This window comes from Xanthomonas axonopodis pv. maculifoliigardeniae (assembly GCF_041519315.1).
GTDB lineage: Bacteria > Pseudomonadota > Gammaproteobacteria > Xanthomonadales > Xanthomonadaceae > Xanthomonas > Xanthomonas euvesicatoria.
In genome coordinates this window covers 2,386,041-2,404,297 of sequence record NZ_CP167998.1, presented here as the reverse complement: position 1 = coordinate 2,404,297, position 18,257 = coordinate 2,386,041, and the positions used below count along the sequence as shown (strand labels likewise).

General features: G+C 62.0%; 14 protein-coding genes, 1 tRNA gene and 2 pseudogenes. 4 read left to right on the top strand and 13 right to left on the bottom strand.

What is annotated here, in order from left to right; genetic code table 11:
- Positions 1-131 precede the first annotated feature (131 nt).
- Both ACDH77_RS10425 and ACDH77_RS10420 read left to right on the top strand, forming a co-directional pair.
- A protein-coding gene (locus ACDH77_RS10425) for an IS3-like element ISXca2 family transposase (RefSeq protein WP_087944180.1) occupies positions 132-1,240 on the top strand; the annotation gives its coding sequence in 2 pieces (ribosomal slippage) (positions 132-384 and positions 384-1,240; 1,110 coding nt in all).
- 45 nt (positions 1,241-1,285) lie between these two features.
- Positions 1,286-1,864 (top strand): annotated as a pseudogene (locus tag ACDH77_RS10420) (zinc chelation protein SecC); the annotation flags it as partial.
- A 52-nt stretch (positions 1,865-1,916) separates the two neighbouring features.
- Here ACDH77_RS10420 and ACDH77_RS10415 read toward each other — a convergent pair.
- The 7 genes and pseudogenes from ACDH77_RS10415 to ACDH77_RS10385 all read right to left on the bottom strand — a co-directional run bounded on the left by ACDH77_RS10415 (position 1,917) and on the right by ACDH77_RS10385 (position 5,844).
- A tRNA-Ile gene (locus ACDH77_RS10415) sits at positions 1,917-2,019 on the bottom strand.
- A 400-nt stretch (positions 2,020-2,419) separates the two neighbouring features.
- Positions 2,420-2,938: an arsinothricin resistance N-acetyltransferase ArsN1 family B gene (locus ACDH77_RS10410; protein WP_017907763.1), complete on the bottom strand. Its 519-nt coding sequence runs from the start codon at positions 2,936-2,938 to the stop codon at positions 2,420-2,422.
- Positions 2,939-3,192: 254 nt separating this feature from the next.
- Positions 3,193-3,651: pseudogene (locus tag ACDH77_RS10405) on the bottom strand (sulfite exporter TauE/SafE family protein); the annotation flags it as partial.
- 24 nt (positions 3,652-3,675) lie between these two features.
- Positions 3,676-4,116 carry a TIGR01244 family sulfur transferase gene (locus ACDH77_RS10400; RefSeq protein WP_031422774.1) on the bottom strand — a complete coding sequence of 147 codons (441 nt, stop codon included), beginning with the start codon at positions 4,114-4,116 and terminating at the stop codon, positions 3,676-3,678.
- Complete coding sequence (locus tag ACDH77_RS10395) at positions 4,113-4,544, bottom strand: DUF6691 family protein (protein ID WP_008575716.1); 432 nt, start codon at positions 4,542-4,544, stop codon at positions 4,113-4,115. Before ACDH77_RS10395 ends, ACDH77_RS10400 begins: the two co-directional genes overlap by 4 nt.
- Complete coding sequence (locus tag ACDH77_RS10390) at positions 4,541-4,981, bottom strand: YeeE/YedE family protein (protein WP_008575717.1); 441 nt, start codon at positions 4,979-4,981, stop codon at positions 4,541-4,543. The genes ACDH77_RS10395 and ACDH77_RS10390 overlap by 4 nt, the downstream gene beginning before the upstream one ends.
- Positions 4,978-5,844, bottom strand: a complete 867-nt coding sequence (locus ACDH77_RS10385) for an MBL fold metallo-hydrolase (protein WP_031422772.1) — start codon at positions 5,842-5,844, stop codon at positions 4,978-4,980. The genes ACDH77_RS10390 and ACDH77_RS10385 overlap by 4 nt, the downstream gene beginning before the upstream one ends.
- Positions 5,845-6,098: 254 nt before the next feature.
- On the opposite strand from ACDH77_RS10385, the gene ACDH77_RS10380 reads away from it, so the two are divergent.
- The gene (locus ACDH77_RS10380; RefSeq protein WP_031422770.1) at positions 6,099-6,407 is read left to right on the top strand and encodes an ArsR/SmtB family transcription factor; all 309 of its coding nucleotides are present in this window, start codon (positions 6,099-6,101) and stop codon (positions 6,405-6,407) included.
- Between the two features lie 553 nt (positions 6,408-6,960).
- On the opposite strand, the gene ACDH77_RS10375 is transcribed toward ACDH77_RS10380, so the two are convergent.
- Positions 6,961-7,986 carry an alpha/beta hydrolase gene (locus ACDH77_RS10375; protein ID WP_057681765.1) on the bottom strand — a complete coding sequence of 342 codons (1,026 nt, stop codon included), beginning with the start codon at positions 7,984-7,986 and terminating at the stop codon, positions 6,961-6,963.
- Between the two features lie 110 nt (positions 7,987-8,096).
- Here ACDH77_RS10375 and ACDH77_RS10370 point away from each other — a divergent pair, with 110 nt between their 5' ends.
- Positions 8,097-8,918: an AraC family transcriptional regulator gene (locus ACDH77_RS10370; RefSeq protein ID WP_031422768.1), complete on the top strand. Its 822-nt coding sequence runs from the start codon at positions 8,097-8,099 to the stop codon at positions 8,916-8,918.
- 940 nt (positions 8,919-9,858) lie between these two features.
- Here ACDH77_RS10370 and ACDH77_RS10365 read toward each other — a convergent pair.
- The 5 genes from ACDH77_RS10365 to ACDH77_RS10345 all read right to left on the bottom strand — a co-directional run bounded on the left by ACDH77_RS10365 (position 9,859) and on the right by ACDH77_RS10345 (position 18,200).
- Complete coding sequence (locus ACDH77_RS10365) at positions 9,859-12,912, bottom strand: two-component regulator propeller domain-containing protein (protein WP_372353869.1); 3,054 nt, start codon at positions 12,910-12,912, stop codon at positions 9,859-9,861.
- Positions 12,913-13,332: 420 nt separating this feature from the next.
- Complete coding sequence (locus tag ACDH77_RS10360; RefSeq protein ID WP_008575730.1) at positions 13,333-13,719, bottom strand: hypothetical protein; 387 nt, start codon at positions 13,717-13,719, stop codon at positions 13,333-13,335.
- Positions 13,720-13,858: 139 nt separating this feature from the next.
- Positions 13,859-14,461 carry a response regulator gene (locus ACDH77_RS10355; protein WP_031422732.1) on the bottom strand — a complete coding sequence of 201 codons (603 nt, stop codon included), beginning with the start codon at positions 14,459-14,461 and terminating at the stop codon, positions 13,859-13,861.
- 38 nt (positions 14,462-14,499) lie between these two features.
- Positions 14,500-17,589 (bottom strand): triple tyrosine motif-containing protein, encoded by a 3,090-nt coding sequence (locus tag ACDH77_RS10350; RefSeq protein WP_372371870.1) that lies wholly within the window; start codon positions 17,587-17,589, stop codon positions 14,500-14,502.
- Positions 17,586-18,200, bottom strand: a complete 615-nt coding sequence (locus ACDH77_RS10345) for a response regulator transcription factor (protein WP_127166235.1) — start codon at positions 18,198-18,200, stop codon at positions 17,586-17,588. Before ACDH77_RS10345 ends, ACDH77_RS10350 begins: the two co-directional genes overlap by 4 nt.
- Positions 18,201-18,257: the final 57 nt, after the last annotated feature.

Below are 18,257 nucleotides of genomic sequence, written 5' to 3'. Positions count from 1 at the left end.
GGAGCCCCGCAAAGGACGTTACCGTGACCGGCTGCTTCTGGCCGGAAGCAGGCATTGTGTCGACTCCCCGTAAACTTGATCCAGCCATAACTAGAGGTCTCCGGGCACACTAGCCATCAAGGAGACCACCAATGCGCAAGAGCAAGTTCACCGATAGCCAGATCGTCGCCACGCTGAAGCAGGTCGAGGGTGGCCGCCAAGTCAAGGATGTGTGTCGTGAGCTAGGGATTTCCGATGCGACGTACTACGTCTGGAAATCCAAGTACGGCGGCATGGAGGCCGCTGATGTGCAGCGCCTTCGCGACCTGGAGACCGAGCACAACAAGCTCAAACGCATGTACGCCGAGCTGGCGATGGAAAACCATGCATTGAAGGATGTCATCGCAAAAAAACTGTAGACCCGGCGCACAAGCGCCCGCTTCTGGCCTGGCTCATCGAGCAGCATGGCTGGAGCGAGCGCCGGGCCTGTTCGGTGGTTGGCGTGGCGCGCTCGACGATGCGCTATCAGCGTCGTCCCGATCGGGATGATGAGGTTATCGCGCTGTTGTCCGAGTTGGCCGAGCGTTTTCCTGAGCGTGGATTTGGAAAACTTTTTCAAATCATCCGCCGTCGCGGACATGTGTGGAACCACAAGAGGGTCTGGCGCGTGTATTGCCTGATGAAGCTCAATCAACGTCGTCGCAGCAGGCGCCGGGTACCGACGCGTCATCCACAGCCGCTGGCCTGCGGTGATCGACCCAATGCTGGATGGTCGATCGACTTCATGTCCGATGCGTTATGGGACGGTCGGCGTTTTCGCACGTTCAATGTCATCGACGATTTCAGTCGGGAAGCCTTGGCGATCGAAGTGGACCTGAATCTTCCGGCCGCCCGCGTCATCCGCACGTTGGAACGCATCGCAGCTTGGCGCGGCTATCCGAACAAGCTACGTTTGGACAACGGGCCGGAATTTGTCGCGCTGGCCTTGTCCGAGTGGGCCGAGCGTAAGGGCATCGCCTTGGACTTCATTGAACCGGGGCGTCCGATGCAGAACGGTTTTATCGAACGCTTCAACGGCAGCTACAGGCGCGGCGTGCTGGACATGCATCTCTTCCGCACGCTGAGCGAGGTCCGCGAACAGACCGAACACTGGCTTGCCGACTACAACCAACAGATCCCGCACGACAGCCTGGGCGGACTAACGCCCGCTGAGTTCCGTGATCAACATCAACCGCAGACCTCTAGTTTTAGCTGGCATTGAATTGCGGGGAGTCGACACCGACAAGAGATCGCAAGGAGCTTTGCTATGAGCGTAATAACGACGACACCACCGGAAATCACCCGTGCGGTGCGACGCTTGACCGACTCGGTCGTGCGCGGCGCGGAGCCGGTCTATCTTAGTGTTCAGCCGGAAGCCGATGCGATCGTCCATGAGTGCTTTCCGAACGTGCAAGCCAAGATCGCCCGGGACGGTGGCCAGATGCTGTGCGGTTGGCAGCTGTGGGAGTGGCCGCACGTGCTGGTGGAGGCGGAGTTCCATGCCGTGTGGGTCAGCACGGCTGGGGAAATGGTCGACATCACGCCAAAGCCCGAAGGTGAGACACGCATTCTTTTCGTGCCCGATCCACGCAGACGCTATGAGGGATTGGCCATCGACAACGTCCGCATGCCGCTACGAGACGATCTGTTGATCAGGCATTTCATCCAGATGTCCGAAGCAATCGTTCGAGTCATGAACCGTGGCGAGCGAGCATCCCAGTATGGTCACATCAGTGTTCCCGCCGATGAGATCCAGCCACTTCTGCAAGCGAGGGATTTTCTGGGCCAGTCACTCGCTGCAGGACTGCGCGAGCATACGCCATGCCTGTGTGGCAGCGGCAGCAAATACAAGCGCTGTCATGGCGCGCAAGTGGAAGCGTTCGTCGCTGAAGGTGGTGTGGTGCCCCTGGTCGGAATCGAACCGACGTGTACGCGCTTATCTGGCGCGTGCTCTCACCGGGGTATAAGGCCGGCGCTCTGACCATCATGAGCAACAGGGGCGTGATCAATCAACGCGATCACGCCGGTATTCGATAGTCGAGAGGAGGCTGGTGCTTCATGTCGACCATCATAGCTCAGGTTTGACAGCCATCAAGCATGGGAGCTTGAGTGTGCACCTGAGAGCAGAGCGTTATCGTCCTAGTGCGACTTAGCCCTACGCCTCGATGCCTATCCTCGCTTGAGCATTGCCGCCAATGGTGCTGGCGCCAGATGGCAGCCACCAGGGGCTACTGCTCGGCTTTATGGTCGGTTATGGGGAAAACCATAATTATGATTTTTCTCATAATTTCCAGTCTTGGCCTGTTGCTGGCAAGGTGACCCCGCTTGAGGAGAGGCAGCCGGGATAGCCTTCGCGTCAACCAAACCGGCTCCGCACTGGCGGTTTGGATACAAGAAGTCATCAATCTTCCTCGCGGGAGCTGACTGGAAGAAGCAGTTGCCAGTACGCGACATCAACCCATTGGCCGAGCTTGTAGCCAACCTGCTCGAAGTGCGCGACCTTCTTGAATCCCAGCGCCTCATGCAGCCGGGCGCTTGCGTCGTTCGGTTGAGCGACGCCGCCAATGATCGCATGTAGCTCTAGGCCCCGCAGTTCCTCGATCAGTTTTCCATACAGGGCTGTCCCCAACCCGCGGCCGCGATGCCCATCCGCCAGGTAGACCGTGGACTCCACCGAACTCTGGTAGGCCTTTCTTGCTCGCCACTGAGTGGCGTAGGCGTATCCAACGACCTGATCGCCTTCCAGCGCCACGAGCCAAGGCAGACCAATGCTCTGGACGTCTGCGATACGCTTGACCATCTCGACCGATGTGACAGGATCCATCTCGAACGTGATGCGGGTGTTGGCGATGTAGTAGTTGTAGATGTCAGCGAGAGGCTGGGCGTGGACGGAACTGGCCGAAATGACGGTCACTGTCACAGCGATGGGGTTCCTTTGTCGATGGGGCGGATGACTCGGATCATAGGTACTTGTCCATGCAAACGGTACTGGGCGGACAGGCTCTGCAGCTGCTGGCGCAACCGAAACCTGATCCGGCCGTTGCCGACGAAGCGCCGGGCAGGAAGGGGGTGATCTTGGATTAGTCGGTTGAAGCGCCGTTTTATCCGGCAACCTCATGTTTTTACGAAAGAAATCGGATTCTGTGAGTCATTTCTACACGTATGTCGGCTGAACCCCAAGAAGCCGGAAAATCCGCCAGCGAGCGTTCCCAGCCCGACCAACGCGGGTGCATTTTCCTTGCTGATGCGCGCAGCCGCATTCTCTTGCGCGTTGCGCTTGCGCAGCATCTGCAGGCCAATCACCACCATCAATACCGCAAACAGCGCCAGCAACCGTTGTCCGTCGACGGCCTTACCCAGACTCGAACCAAGGTAGGCGCCGGCAACGCCGGCCAGGGCGAAGAGCGAGGCGCACGGCCACCTGACATTGCCACGGCGGGCATGCACGAACAGGTTGGACAGCGCATTGGCAGCGACGGCCAATGCACTGGTCCCGATGGCCACATGCGGATTATCCACACCGACCAGATACAGCATCAGCGGGACAGCGAGAATGGAGCCGCCGCCACCGACCAGTCCCAGCACGAAGCCGACCAACACGCCGGAAAGCCCGCCCAGCACGAGCTGCAGCAATGAAAGGGTTTGCATGACCGGTATTTACTCAGGACTGGATGGCGCGTCGCGAATGAGACGCGGAGCGAGTGAGGAAAGGTCGTAACCTGCGCCGGCGGCGATCGACAGAACCTGGTCTGTGGTGAGCCTGAGGGTGCGGACTTGTGCCAGCGCCCACAACGACGTCGAGCGCGTTCCCGTCCTGCAATACGCAACGACGGGCGCAGGCAGTTGCTCCAGCATTTCGCAAAATTGCTGCACGTCGTCCTCCGAAATGGCGCCGGCGACAACGGGCAGATAAGCGAAACGCATGCCCGCCTGCGCGCAGGCCGATTGCATGGTCAGATGATCGGGTTGATCCGGCTGCTCGTTGTCTGGCCTGTTGCAGACAACGCTGGCGACACCCAGGCTGGCAAGGGCAGGAAGATCGGCAGGCAACAATTGGCCGGCCACCAGCAGGGCAGGCGAAAGCGATCGCAGTTTCATGCGACGTGTTTTCCCGCGCCGGCGCGATGGAGAAAGCTGTGGAGGAAGACGCCTGCCACCAGCGAGGCAGCGAACACCAAGGCGAACGCCTGGCCGGTCGCCAACAGCGCGATGGCGGGGCCAGGGCAGACCCCGGCCAGACCCCAGCCAATGCCAAACAGCGCCGCACCGATCACCAGCTTGCGGTCGATCCGCCGCTGCTGCGGCAGCTGCAGTGTCGGGGCGAGCAAGGGAGTGCGGCGTGCGCGCGCCCATTGGTAGGCGATGGCCGAAGGGATCAGCGCGCCTGCCATCACCAGGGCCAGCGAATCATCCCAGGCACCGGTGACATCGAGGAAGGCAAGCACGCGTGCAGGATTGGCCATGTCCGAAATCACCAGGCCCAACCCGAACAAGGCGCCGCAGAGAAAAGCCGCCACGCGGATCATGCGCCCGCTCCAGCGACAGCCCGCACGGCCGTCACTGTTGCCATACCCAGCAGCATGAACACGGTGGTGGCGACGATCGAGCGCGGCGACAGTCTTGCCAGGCCGCTCACTCCGTGCCCGCTGGTGCAGCCGGCACCCAGACGGGTTCCATAGCCCACCAGCACGCCGGCCACGATCAGCACCGGCATGCTGGTGCCGCTCAGCGGCGCGAGCGTGATGGGCTTGAGCGCCAATGCCACACCTGCGCTTGTCAGAAGCCCGGCCAGGAACAGGATGGACAGCGAGCGCGCGCCGCCCGCGTGCAGACCGAGCGCATCGGCGAGCAGGCCGGAGATGCCGGCGATGCGGCCGACCAGCAGTAAATACGCGCCAGAGGCGGTGCCGATCATCAGCCCACCAATCAGCGGCCAATACCAGGCGAGGTGCGGGAGCGTCATAGCACGTCCAACGGCAGCTTCAGATAACGCACGCCGTTGTCTTCCGGCGTGGGCAGATGACCGGCGCGCATGTTGACTTGCACCGATGGAAGCAGAAGGCGCGGCATGGGAAGCGTGGCGTCGCGTGTCTCGCGCATCTTCACGAAGTCCGCTTCGGAAACGCCCGCATGCAGATGCACATTCGCGCTGCGTTGCGCGCCAATCGTGGTTTCCCATGCGAAATGGGCCCGGCCTGCGGACTTGTAGTCGTGGCAGACGAAGACACGCGTGGCATCGGGCAGTTTCAGCAGCCGTTGGATGGAGCGATAGAGCTGGCGTGCCGAGCCGCCCGGAAAATCGCAGCGCACCGTGCCGTAGTCCGGCATGAACAACGTATCGCCTGAAAACAGCGCATCGCCGATGACGTAAGCCATGCACGCGGGCGTATGTCCGGGAACATGCAGCGCCACTGCGTGCAGATGCCCGATCGTGAATGCTGCGCTGTCGGCGAACAGATGATCGAACTGGCTGCCGTCCCGGCTGAATTCCTTGCCGGCGTTGAAAAGGTTGCCGAAGGTCTGCTGCACGGCCGTGATGCGCTCGCCGATGGCGAGCTGTCCGCCCACCTGCTGCTGCAGCCACGGCGCAGCCGACAGGTGGTCGGCATGGGCGTGTGTTTCGAGGTGCCATTGCACCTGTAACGCCTCGTCACGCACGTAGTGCGCAAGCGCTTCAGCCGAACCGGTCGCAGTTCGGCCTGACGCCATGTCGAAGTCGAGCACGCTGTCGATGATGGCGCAGGCCGACGAGCCAGGGTCTCGGACCACGTGGCTGGCGGCAAAGGTCACCGGGTCGAAGAATGTCGCCACGTGCGGCGCGCTCATGCGACCGGAGCGGGTGTCTTCCACGACAGCGCAGGCCGCTGCCAGGCAGGTGTCGCGTGTTGGATGACTCACGATGGCAGCGTCGAGAAGGAGTAAGGAAACAATCTCATAGTTACATATACTGTGCAAATATCAAATTGGCGCTGGCCGTTTTCGTTCAGCCGCAGTGCCTAGCCGTTACCCTCTACATTCCTGATCCGCAGTCCCCACGCCTCGTGACCGAATCTGCTTTCTCCACCGATGCTCTTGCCGCCATGAAGGAGCGCGTGCCAGACGTGGCCGAGCTGCTCCGTTTCATGGCCACACCGTCACGCCTGCTGTTGCTGTGCGAGTTATCGCAAGGCGAATCCACCGTCAGTGGCCTGGAAGCGACGACAGGCATTCGGCAGCCTGCCTTGTCCCAGCAACTGGCCGACCTGCGTCAGCGGCAGTTGGTCCTGACTCGCCGCGAATCTCGATCCATCATTTATCGTTTGGCCGACCCAAAAGTGGCAGCCTTGCTGAGCGCCATGCATGCGATCTTTTGTGCGGAGGATGACCATGGCGATCGCGTCCCTGAGTAATGCGCTATGGATGCAGCTGCTCCGATCTGCGCAGCTATGCCGTCCGCGCCGCGCGACGCTGGCTAGCTCATCGCCGTAATCCAGGCGCATCTGACGGACGACCCCGGACACGGATTTGGCCTGCCTATGGAGTCGGCGTGGCGGTCGCGGGGTCGGGGCAAAAACCGTGCCTGGCGGGTCCAGACCGCGCTGAACCTCACTCTTCCATGTCGCGGCAAGCGTCGGCGACCTGATCGCATCCGCGCCGCTGGAGATCCCGCAAGCGGCGAACCACACCTGGCAGGCAGACTTCATGTCCGACGCCGCCTCATGGCCTGGCCGCCGCTTCCGCACCTTCAACATCAACGATGACTGCAATCGCGGATCGATGAAGTTGAATCCACACCAGCTTGCACTCGGCACGGGTCATCCGCGCCCTGGACGAGTTGGCACGTTGAAACGTGGCACGGCTCAGTCACGGTTTCCTTCCTGACAGTTCAACGGTTCCTTGCCATCGTCTACCGGCCGGGCCAACTGCGGATGCGGCGGCCACAGAGCCATTCCGCTATCGCGCTTACTTCAGGTGTTCGCGTAATCCATCGCCGGCTTGGCGAATCGCATCACGGACTGCCGATACGTCCCGAAGCGCATTGAGCAGGCCGTAATCGTGGATCAGCCCGTTGTAGCGCGTCACGGTCACCTCGACACCTGCTTGATCTAGCGTGCGACCGAAGGCTTCGCCCTCATCGCGCAGTACGTCCAGCTCCGCCGTCTGAATCTGGGTCGGCGGCAAGCCTTCCAGCTGGGCGGCGGTAGCACGCAGGGGCGAAGCAGTGATCTCGGCGCGGGCCTTGGGGTCGGTGGTGTAGTTGTCCCAGAACCAGGTCATCATGTTGCGGCTGAGGAAGTAGCCGCTCTGGTAGCGCTGGTACGAGTCATTGTCGAACGCGGCGTCGGTGACCGGCCACAGCATCAGGTTGTAGCGCAGTGCCGGCGTGCCTGCTGCCTTGGCCTGCAGCGCCACTGCCGCCACCATGTTGCCACCGACGCTGTTGCCGGCCAGTGCCAGGCGTTGGCCATCCACGCCGATCTCCATGCCGTGTTCGGCAACCCAACGCGTGGCGGCATAGGCCTGATGGATCGCCACCGGGTAGTGCGCCTCCGGCGAGGGCGTGTAATCGACGTAGACCGCCGCTGCGCCGGAGGCATTGACCAGGTCGCGGATCAGGCGTTCGTGGGTCGGGAAGTCGCCCAGCACCCAGCCGCCGCCATGGAAGAACATGAAAGCCGGCAGCACCTGGCCAGTGCTATGCGGCGGCCGCACGATCACCAGGTTCAGCGGCTTGCCGTTGGCCTGGATGGTCTTGCGGCTTACATCGGCCGCCGGCAGGGGTGTATTGGCCTGGGCGTTGGTCAGCACCTGGCGGGCCTGCGCGGGGCTCAGCTGCTCGATCGGCGTGCCGCCACCGCTGTTGAGCGCCTTGAGGAAGTCTGCGACCGGGCGCAATGGCGCCGGCTGGTCGCTGGGTGCGGCCGCGACAGCAGTGCCAATCGATGCCGCCAGCAGCGTGGTGGCAATAAGGGCGAGGGGAGTCTTCATGATGCGGTTCCTGGACAAGCCGGGCAGGGTGCCGGCGACAGGAGTGACTTTGCGCGTCAAGGCGATACGATATGCCGCAAATCGTCCATGAAACTTTACCTGGAGTCCAATTGGTCGACCGTCTAGCCGCCTTGCTGAGCCATTTCTCGGTGACCGCCGAGGTCTTCCATGCCGGCGCGCTGTGCGGCATCAACCAGCTCGACAGTGGCGACCGGGGCCAGCTGCACCTGATTCGTCAGGGCGCGGTGGTGGTCCACAACGGCGACGGCAGCCACCTGCAGATCGACCGGCCCAGTTTGCTGCTGTATCCGCGCGCACTTGCGCACCGCTTCGACACCGACCCGGTGCACGGAGCCGACTTTGCCTGCGCGCACCTGAGTTTCAGCGGAGGCGCGGCCAATCCATTGGTGCGCGCACTGCCTGCGTGCATTTGCCTGCCGCTGGAAGCGCTGCGCCAAGGTGCTGTGCTGGTGCATGCCTTGTTCGAAGAAGCCTTCGCACAGCACTGCGGGCGGCAGGCAGTGCTCAACCGGCTCTTCGAAGTGGTGCTGGTGCACGTGATCCGCGAACTGATGGAGCAAGGCCACGCCAAGGGCGGCATGTTGGCCGGCATGGCCGACGCGCGGCTGCGCCTGGCCCTGGTCGGCATCCACGAACATCCCGCCAAGCCTTGGTCGCTGGAGTCGCTGGCCGCCCGTGCCGGCATGTCGCGCAGCGCCTTTGCCCGCAGCTTTCACGACACGGTAGGCTGCACTCCAGGTCAGTACCTGCAGAATTGGCGCATCGCGCTGGTGCAACGCGGCCTGCGCCAGGGCCGGCCGCTCAAGCAACTGGCCGACGAGGTGGGCTACGCCAGCGAGGCAGCGCTTTCGCGTGCATTCAAGGCGCAGGTGGGGCACTCGCCGCGGATGTGGCTGAAATCTAGCTTGTGACGGCTCCAGACCAGTCATGGGATTTTACATAATATACATTATGCGAAATGACATTGAGGGCGGTGCGGTTGCCGCTCCGCTGGATCTGGCTTTGGATCAAGACTTGCCTGCCGACCGCGATCTGGTGCACCGAGCGGCGAACGGATCCCAGAACGCCGGCTGCGCGGATTGCTCTGGCATGCGAATGCCACCGACATCCGGGCTTCGGTGCGTAGGCGGAACGCCAAACGAAAAGCGGTTCAGCATTCATTGGTCAAGGTCGTCGTGGTGGATCTTGGCGAATGGCGAGAGCAGCACTTCGGCAAGATCGCAGGACAAGACGTTGGCGCTTTGAGATACAGATTCATTCGCACTGCTCACCAGCCGACGCTAGAGCCATCCCTCGCTGGGGACTGACCTTGAGCCCCAATCGGCCGAGCAGCGGCGCGGCGATCGTGCTGACCCGCGCCGGTCATGCGCAGCTCGCGAGCTTGCCCGGAGCCACTTGCACTGACGTTTTGGCGCGCCGGATAAGCAGGCCTGTGAGCGTCGGCAGGAACGCACCGCTCAAGCGTCACGAAGGCATGGGTCCGACACGGCCACGGCCACGACCAAATAACGTCGTCTTCAGATCAACTTGCCTGCTAGATTCTGCTGGGGGTCGGAAGCTACCCTTCCCTACCCCAAATAAACATCTCTAATCCCCTTCGTCGTCAGCATCCGCTGTTCGCGAGGCCGCCACCGTCGAGGCGGAGCGCGGCGCCAAGCAAGGTATTCGTCGCGTCGCCCCTCCACTCTTGGCTGATCGCCTGGAAGTAGGGCCCGTCATGCGCTTCCGGTCGAAAAGGCTTATCACCCTAGTTTTTCTCGCAATTCAACAGCGCAAAGCCTCATTGCGGCCCTTGCGAGAGGAGCTGGATTTTTTCTTGAGCAGGATGTTTATCCTGTCTCCAAAATGGAACTATTGGTCTTTACCCATGCGGCCAAACCAACCTCGCCAGCCGGCCACCGCAGGCCGATACGCAATTTTTGCAGGAACCTGTAGTTCCACTTCGGTACCGGTGGCAACGCCATTTCGAAATGCGAGCGTGGCACCGATGCGTGCAGCGCGCTCGCGCATGCCGGCCAATCCCCAGTGACCGGGCCGCACGCCCGCGGCAAGCACTTCGGTCGCGATGCCGCGGCCATCATCACTGATACACAGGCGCAACGCCTTGGCGCCGTAATGCAGTTCGAGCGTTACGGTGCCCGCCTGTGCATGGTTGAACGCATTGATGAGGGCCTCGCGTCCGATGCCGAACATCTCGTCATGTACCAGTGGATCGAGCGGTCTCTGCGTACCTTCGACGCGCATCTGGAAGTTCGGTGCAGCGTCGTGCATCAGGTCGGCGCCCACGCTGGCCAACGCCTGCGGAAAGTCGCTGACCGGCGCGGCAGCGGCGCGCAACCCTTGCACGCGATCACGCCCTTCGCTCAGCACATCATCGGCACGCTCGAGCGCGCCCTCCATCGCAATGCGTGCCGGCTCCTTCACGGGGAGTTTTTCGATCGCCGCCTGGAAGCGCAGGATCAGGCTTTGGATACCCTGCAACAAGGTGTCGTGCAGTTCGCGCGCGATCCGTTCGCGTTCGAGATGGCGCTCGGCCAGCCGCGCCTGCAAGCGTGCCTCCATAACCCGCAGTCGGCGCAGGTAAATGAGCCAAAGCAGCCCGGCTCCAACGAGCACGCATAACGTCAAGAACCAGCTCGTCAGATAGAAGGGCGGTGGAATCTGGATCTCCATCGCTGCACCCTGCGTGTTCCAGACCCCGTCCTCGTTGGCGGCAAGAACGCGAAATCGATAGTGGCCAGGACGCAGATTGGTATAGATCGCCTCGCGCCGCGTGCCGGCGTCTTGCCAACCCTGATCGACGCCTTCGAGCCGATAGCGAAACCGCACCCGTTCTGGAATCGAAAGGCTCAGCGCGGCGTAGGCGATGCGTAGTTGTTGTGCACCGACGGGCAATTGCAGCAACGCTCCGGGCAAAAACGGACGACCATCCACCTCCACAGCATGCAGATACACCGGCGGTGGCAACGGATTGTGGTGCAAGCGGTTGGGATCGATCCAGGCCAAACCGTTGTCGGTGGCGAACCACACCCGCCCATCGCTGGCTTCGGCTACGGTGAAGTTGGTCGGCGCCATCTGCGGGGCGCCAGGCAAGCCATCGAGATAGTCGAACCTTCGGTAACGCACCGGATGTGTCGGATTAGCGAGCACCTGCGAGACTTCTGCAGCCGGTATGCGAATCGCCCCTTGCACATCGCTGAGCCATAGGTCGCCAGAGGCAGTTTCGACCAGGCCAGAAATGCTGCCCAACGTGTCATTTTTTGCGGAAACAATCTTGGAAAAGCGCCCTTGGTGGTACAGCGCCAGTCCGAGTTCGCCGGCAACCCAAAGATGAGGTCCGCGGCCACCGATCGCCATCACCCGGCCCACCTGAGGCCCCTGTTCGCTCGTATAGGTATGGGTTTTGCCACCTTCGATGCGGTACAAGCGATCGGGCAGCGTGCTCAGCCAGACGCGCCCCTGGGTATCTTCGAATACCGCACTTGTGGCGCCTGCAGGATATCCGCCCGGTGTGGTGTCTTCCCATTTGCCGTCGCGGAAGTGCTTGAACCCATGGCCTCCGATGTCGGCCCACAGTCCTCCACTGCCATCGCCGTGAAGCGTGTGCAAGAACCAATCGCCTCCACGCACACCAGCGGGCCAGGGCATCAGCACGAAACGGTCTTGATAGTAGCGCCAGAGACCAACATATCCTGGCCACCAAATGGCACCGACGGGATCACGATAGGCACTGTCGATATTGACGACCTGCGCATGCGGAATCACTGCGTTGCCGCGGATTTGCAGCAGAGGTCTGGCCGAGAAGCTGGCAGCCCAGATATCTCCGCCCTCTCCCGCCATCAGGGTGAACCCGGCGTGTCCGCCAGGTATGCTCACCGGTACAACATCGCCATGGCGGAAACGATCGACTCCCTTATCGCTGCCAAACCAAAGATTGCCTTCGCGATCCTCCAGGGCGGCAATCAGCAAATCCGAACTGAGTCCGTTTGCTTGCGTAAACACCTCGACCCTGGAAGCCGGTTTGGGTTGTTCGGGGTGGCTGATCCTGCGCAGGCCGTCACCCACGGTGGCGATCCACAGCCCGCCATCTCGGTCGAACGTGATGGCCTGCGACCCCACCCAGATTTCTTCGTCCTTGCCGACACGGCCGCTGCTTGCCAACGCGAGCGGCCGCACCGCGCGCGCTGTCTCGGCGATCCAGTGGCGTCCCGCTGCGTCCTGAGCGATTTGAGCGGCATCATTCAATCGCTGGCCCGTATCCCGGAAGACCTGCTCGCCGCGCGGCAGGAACAGCAGCTTCTCGATGCCGGCGGCCCATAGCGTGCCCGTCCGATCGACGCCCAGCACCCGCGCACGCTCGCCTTCCGGAAAGCCCTGCACCACGCCGACCGTCTTCCAGCGTTTGCCCTCGCGGACAACCAAACCACGCGCGGTGCCGGCCCAGATAGCCCCGTCATGATCTTGTGCGAATCCGAACACGATATCGGGTGGGAGCTCATCTTTGCCCGAATACACCTGCAAGGTCTTGTCTCTGAGACAGGCCACTGTGCCATTGCGAAAGCCGATCCAGAGATCGCCCTCTCGGGTCGCCAGCAGCGCGGTGACATTGGGCGACGGCAGCTGCGAGCCGCCAATGCTGTCGTAGCGTTCGAAGGTCACGCCATCGAAGCGGAACAAGCCGGTTGCTCCACCGATCCACAGGTAGCCATCACTGGTCTGGGCAAGCGCACGTACCTGACTCGGCGCGCCATCGCGCGCAGTCCAGGCGGTGTGATGCAGCTGCGCGAGGTTGCGCTCGCGGTCGAGCGCATGCGCATTTAGCGCAAACAGCAATCCTGCACCCGCGATGCAGCAGTGCAGGATGAAGCGCATCCATAAGGGTGTCAGACGACGCAACGCCGCCATCTCCTATCTCAGGGTGGATAGACCAGGCCCACTCCGAATCGGAGAGCGTTCTGCAGCCCTGGCCTCTCGCGTCGATCGCGGTGATGGCCAAAGCGCTTCTGTGCGTCACGGGCTGCGTGACTGTATCTCATGCCGCCGGATTACGTGATATCACCCAAAGCCCTTGACTTGATAGCAAGCTCAAGCGCATTGCAAGATTGCAAGAGTTACCCGTGTAAAGCCAGTGAGTCGGGCATGGTCGACCATCTCCAGCTCGATCGTTTATCACCTGGCATGTGCGTTGTTCACCGCCTCAACGTTGGCGAGGCAGTGTCAGATGCGTTGTAATTCAAAGCAGAGCATGCGACGTGACCGGACTCTCCGTAGGTAGGCATGTCCACCTCGCCCTGGTCGACATGGGGGCGCATTGAATGGCCCTGATCAGCCTGGCGTTCGATGCGCGACACGGCGCCGCTGGTGATGGACAAGCACGGTAAACAGTCCAAGCAGTCCGCCAAGGCAGGTCGCCAGCAGAGGCAGATGCGTCGGCATATAGGCCCCCCGATCGCGGTAGCTTTCTGGATAAAACGAGGGTTCCAGCAACCACCAGGCGACGCCGCCGCCGAGCAGCAGCGCGCAGAGCGCGGTCTGCAGCTTGACTGCAGGCGCAGCGACATAGGCAAGAATGACAACCGCCAGCGCGGCGCTGAAGCCTGCGCCAGGAAGATGCCAGACGCCAACCACTGCGGTCGACAGACTGCCGAGGACGCCGGCAATGAGAAAGCCGCCCAAGAGGATCGGCAGTAGCAATAACCAACGCAGCGCCATGATCTTTCCTTATGCCTTTGACCGTCAGGCGCCGCCCTCACGCCTAGGTGGAGTCGTCTTGCAGAGCAAGGCCCCTTCGCCTTGCCTCCATCTTGTTCTGGTGACCGATGGGTTGCAGGCGACGCAAGATCGCCCCGATTCACACCTCGAGAATGCCGCGTTTGAGCGCGAGTAACACCGCGTGCGTACGGTCCTTGGCACCAAGCTTGGACAGGATGCGCTTCATATGCGCTTTCACCGTGCCCTCGGTGACGCTGAGGCTTTCGGCGATTTCCCGATTCGCGTTGCCACGCGCCAGCTCTCGCAAGACTTCCATCTCGCGTGGTGACAGGTCGTCCTCGCCGGCATGCTGTGCCAGTTCCATAGCGATTTCCGCAGGCACCACACGCCGCCCTGCGTGGACTGCGCGGATCGTATCGCGCAATTCCTTGCGCATCATTCCCTTGAGCATGAAGCCCCTGGCTCCACTCTTGAGCGCGCTCATCGCCTGCGCGTCGCCGCGGTAGGTGGTCAGAATCACGATGCGCGCTTCCGGCCATTCGCTGAGGATGCCGCGCAGCGCTTCCAGCCCGCCCATGCCAGGCATCTGCAGATCCATCAGCGTGACGTCCGGCCCATGCACGCGAAACTGTTCGATCGCCTCGCGGCCGTTTGTGGCCTCGGCGATCAAGGCGATGTCCGGCTGCTCGCTCAACGCGGCCTTGATGCCGTCGAGCAGCAGCGGATGGTCGTCAACGGCCATGACGGTAATCAAAGCTGGCGAGGTGTCTCTAGCCCGATTCACGTCGGGTCCTCCTGATGCATGCCAAGGAGCTTGCGCCAGTTCCAGCGCCGTCTTCGGGCGTCTTTATACGCCCAGCTGCCAGGCAGCTGCAATTGCACGGTGCTCCCAACACCCGGTTTGCTCGAAATGCTGAGATTGCCGCGCACCCTGGCGGCACGCTCGCGCAAGCCTTTCAGGCCCCAGTGCCCATCCTTGACTCCCGATAGATCGAAGCCAGATCCATCGTCGCTGACGCGTATCTCAAGTTGCCGGCGCCCGAAAACGGTGACGACCTGCACGCGGGTGGCACGCGCATGGCGGAAGGCATTGGCCATCGCTTCGCTGCCGATATGGAAGGCTTCATCCAGAACCAGCGGATCCAGTGCGCGTCGGCTGCCCTCCACCGAGGCCTGGAAGGCCACGCCATAATCGCGCGCCAGTTCGCTTCCGGACATCGCCAATGCATCCGGCAGGTCCATGCAGACCGAAGTGCGCAATTCAGCCACCTTGTCGCGACCATCGGCCAGAATTCTGTCCGCGCGATCCAACGCATCTTCCATCAGTTCGCGTGCGCGCTCTCCGTCCGGTATCCGTTCGGCAGCCGATTGAAATCTCAGCATCAGCCCTTGCACGCCCTGCAGAAACGTATCGTGCAAATCGCGTGCGATGCGCTCGCGTTCCAACAATCGCGCCTCACTTCGCCATTGTAGCTTTGCCTTGACCTGGCGCATGCGCAGGAAAAACAGCACCCATAGGGCGCAGGCGATCGCTGCAATGCACAGGGCCAGGAAGGTGCGTGACTGCACGAAGGTGGGCGGAACGACAAAGTCCACGCTTGCGCCAGCGTTGTTCCAAACCCCCGACTCGTTTGCTGCAACAACCTCGAAACGATAGTTCCCGGGGCGCAGACCGGTGAAAAAGGCCTCGCGCCTGGTGCCTACGTCTTCCCAGCCCATGGCCGATCCTTTTAGGCGATAGCGGAACTGCACGCGTTCGGGCATGGTGAAACTGGGTGCGGTATAGGCGAGCTGAATCACCCGCGGCTTGGTAGGCAGCGCTATCACTGAGCGACTCTGTCCTTCGATACTGGTGCGCTGGCCATCCACCGTGATGGATTTTAGGTAGACGTTGGGCGTCACCATATTGCGTGGCAGTGGCCCCGGCGCAAGCGTAACCACGCCGCTGGAGGTCGTGAACCACAACCGTCCATCAGTACTTTCGATGGCAGTTGGCCATGTGCTCAGGAGTTGTACGGCACCTGGAAAGCCATCGTTGTGGTCGAACAGCCTGGACCTTGCCAGATGTGCCGGGTTCGCCACGATATTGCGAACTTCATTTGCATCGATGAAGACCGCGCCATCGCTGGTGTTCAACCACAGCTCCCCCCCTGCCCGCTGGATGAGCCCGGCGATGCTGCCGAACCGAAGTCCGTCGCTGTTGAGTACCGAGTGAAACCGCTTGCCATCGAAACGAGCAAGGCCTTTTTCGCCGCCGATCCAGACATCGCGACCCGACACGGCCATGACCTGCACCGGGCCTGTCGCCAACCCATCCGCAGCGCTGTAAACCCTAACTTGGTTGCCATCGACGACCGCCAGGCGATTGTGCACATAGCCAAGCCAGAGCCGCCCAGCTGCATCCACGGTCATCGATGTCGCCGGCTCGCGCGGCAACGCGGCCAACCCGCCCCACAACATCCAGCGATTGTCGACGACCCGGTACACGCCTCCCCGGATCACCGACACCCAGAGCGTGCCATCCTTCTGGCTGGCAATCGCCTGGATGCCGCTGGCTTTGTGTGTGTGCTGGGGACGCCATTCGACAAGTCCCTTGCTGCTGCTGCGATAAATGGAACTGTGGCGTCCACCCAGCCATAAGGTGCCGTTGTGATCCCGGTGCAGGGCTGAAAAGTTCTCATGGGACGACGGCAGCGATTCTTGTCTTAATCCGTTCCGTAATCGGTGCAGTCCATGGTCCGAATCACTGACCCAGATCGAGCCATCTCCCGCTGCAGTCAATGCCGCACCGCGTGAAGCGCGCTCAAGCCCAACTCGCAAGAAGGCAGAGCTACGAAATCGCGACAACCCACCATCAGAGATTACCCAGGCGTTGCCTTCGCGGTCCTGCATGAGCGCGATCGGCGTCTCGCCCAACAGTCGGATGGGGGCAGTGTCGTCTTTGCTCGCCGGGCTGCTCTGTGTTGCCGTGCGGTCTTGCCGGAGCAGTGGAATCCGCTTGAGGCCATTGGAGGACGCATGCCAAAGCATGCGATCGCGGTCGATCATCAATACCAGCAGCTCAGCGGCAGACTCTGGAAAGTTCTGCCAGGTCATTGCCAATGCGTTTCCGACCTGTGGGGCTTTCAGCTCACTGAGCCCTAATCGATGCTGCGCCAACCAGACCTGCCCATCCGGCGATTTCAGCAAGTAACTCCATTTGGTATCGTTCGCCTGCCTCAGGCCAAGTTCGAAGTGACGCTCTCCACGCCGGCGAAAGTACAGCGAATCGTCCGTATAAGCCCACAGCGTGCCCGCGCCGTCGAGTTCCAGCTGGTTGACTTGCACCGGCGGAAACTGCCAGGCCGTTTCCGCCTGCGTCCACCGCCCGCCTTCTAACCGGAACAAGCCGCGTGAGGTCCCGATCCACATGCGGCCGCCATCCTCGGCAAAGCTCATCGCCGTGTTAGGTGGCAAGCCATCCTGAGTGGAATAGTGCTGCGATGTTCCATCCTCACCGATGAAGCTGGCGCCGCCGAACAGATAGCCGACCCACAAGCCCCCCGCTGGCCTTGCCCACAGTGCATAGATTTGCGATGTCGGCAAAGGAACGCCGGCAACCTGCTGGACGCGTTCGAACTTGACCCCATCGAATCGGAACAAGCCTCCACTGGCGACAACCCAGATATAGCCATCGCGCGTCTGGGTCATGGCGATCATGCCGCTCGGCGCGCCGGTCTGGACCGTCCAGTGCATCTGGTGCAACTGGAAAAGCGGGACCTCCGCCAGCTGTGCGAATGCCGGCAGACATGCGCACAGCGTCAGTGCCCACCCCAGCACAAGCCGAAATGCCAACGCGAATGCCAACGCTGGGGCACGAGACACGCTCACGCCGCGCGTGCGCCAAGCCGGCGTGGACGAGGTGGAACCCGTGCGTTGTGACGGTCGGGAGGCGCGGGAGGGTGGCAAGCATCGCCTGATAGGCCCAGCAGATCGGCAATGCGCACCAGCTCGGCAAACGAGCGCGCACCCATTTTGTCCATGACACGCTTGCGATGGATCTGCAGCGTCGCCTCGCTGATGCCCATGGCTGCGGCAGCCTGCTTATTGAGCAGGCCATCGGTGACCAGCTGTAATGCTTGCCGCTCGCGCGGCGTCAATGCTGCGTAGCGCGCCATTGCGTCCGCGAACCTGGTCGCCGTCGCCACGATCCACTCGTCGAGCTGCGCATCGATGCCATCGAGATCGTCCGATCGCAACAACACACAGGGGGCGTGTGCGCCATCCCCCATCACCAGCATGGCCGGCTTGACTGCTGCATCGCGCCGGGCGGCCACCTCACCGCACGATAGCGGAAGTCCTGGTGTTTGCCAGCGGCTGGCATCGACCAGGACGAACATGATCGGAGGAGGCTGTTGCATGCGGATGGGTCCCGTTGGAACGCCTACTACCGTAACTGCGCGTCCCCACCCCCACAATGCTCTCAAGTCCAGCAGCTGCATTGCACCTTAGGGTAATAGCCGAGCATCGGATCGGCAGTGAGTGCTTCGCTGCGCGAT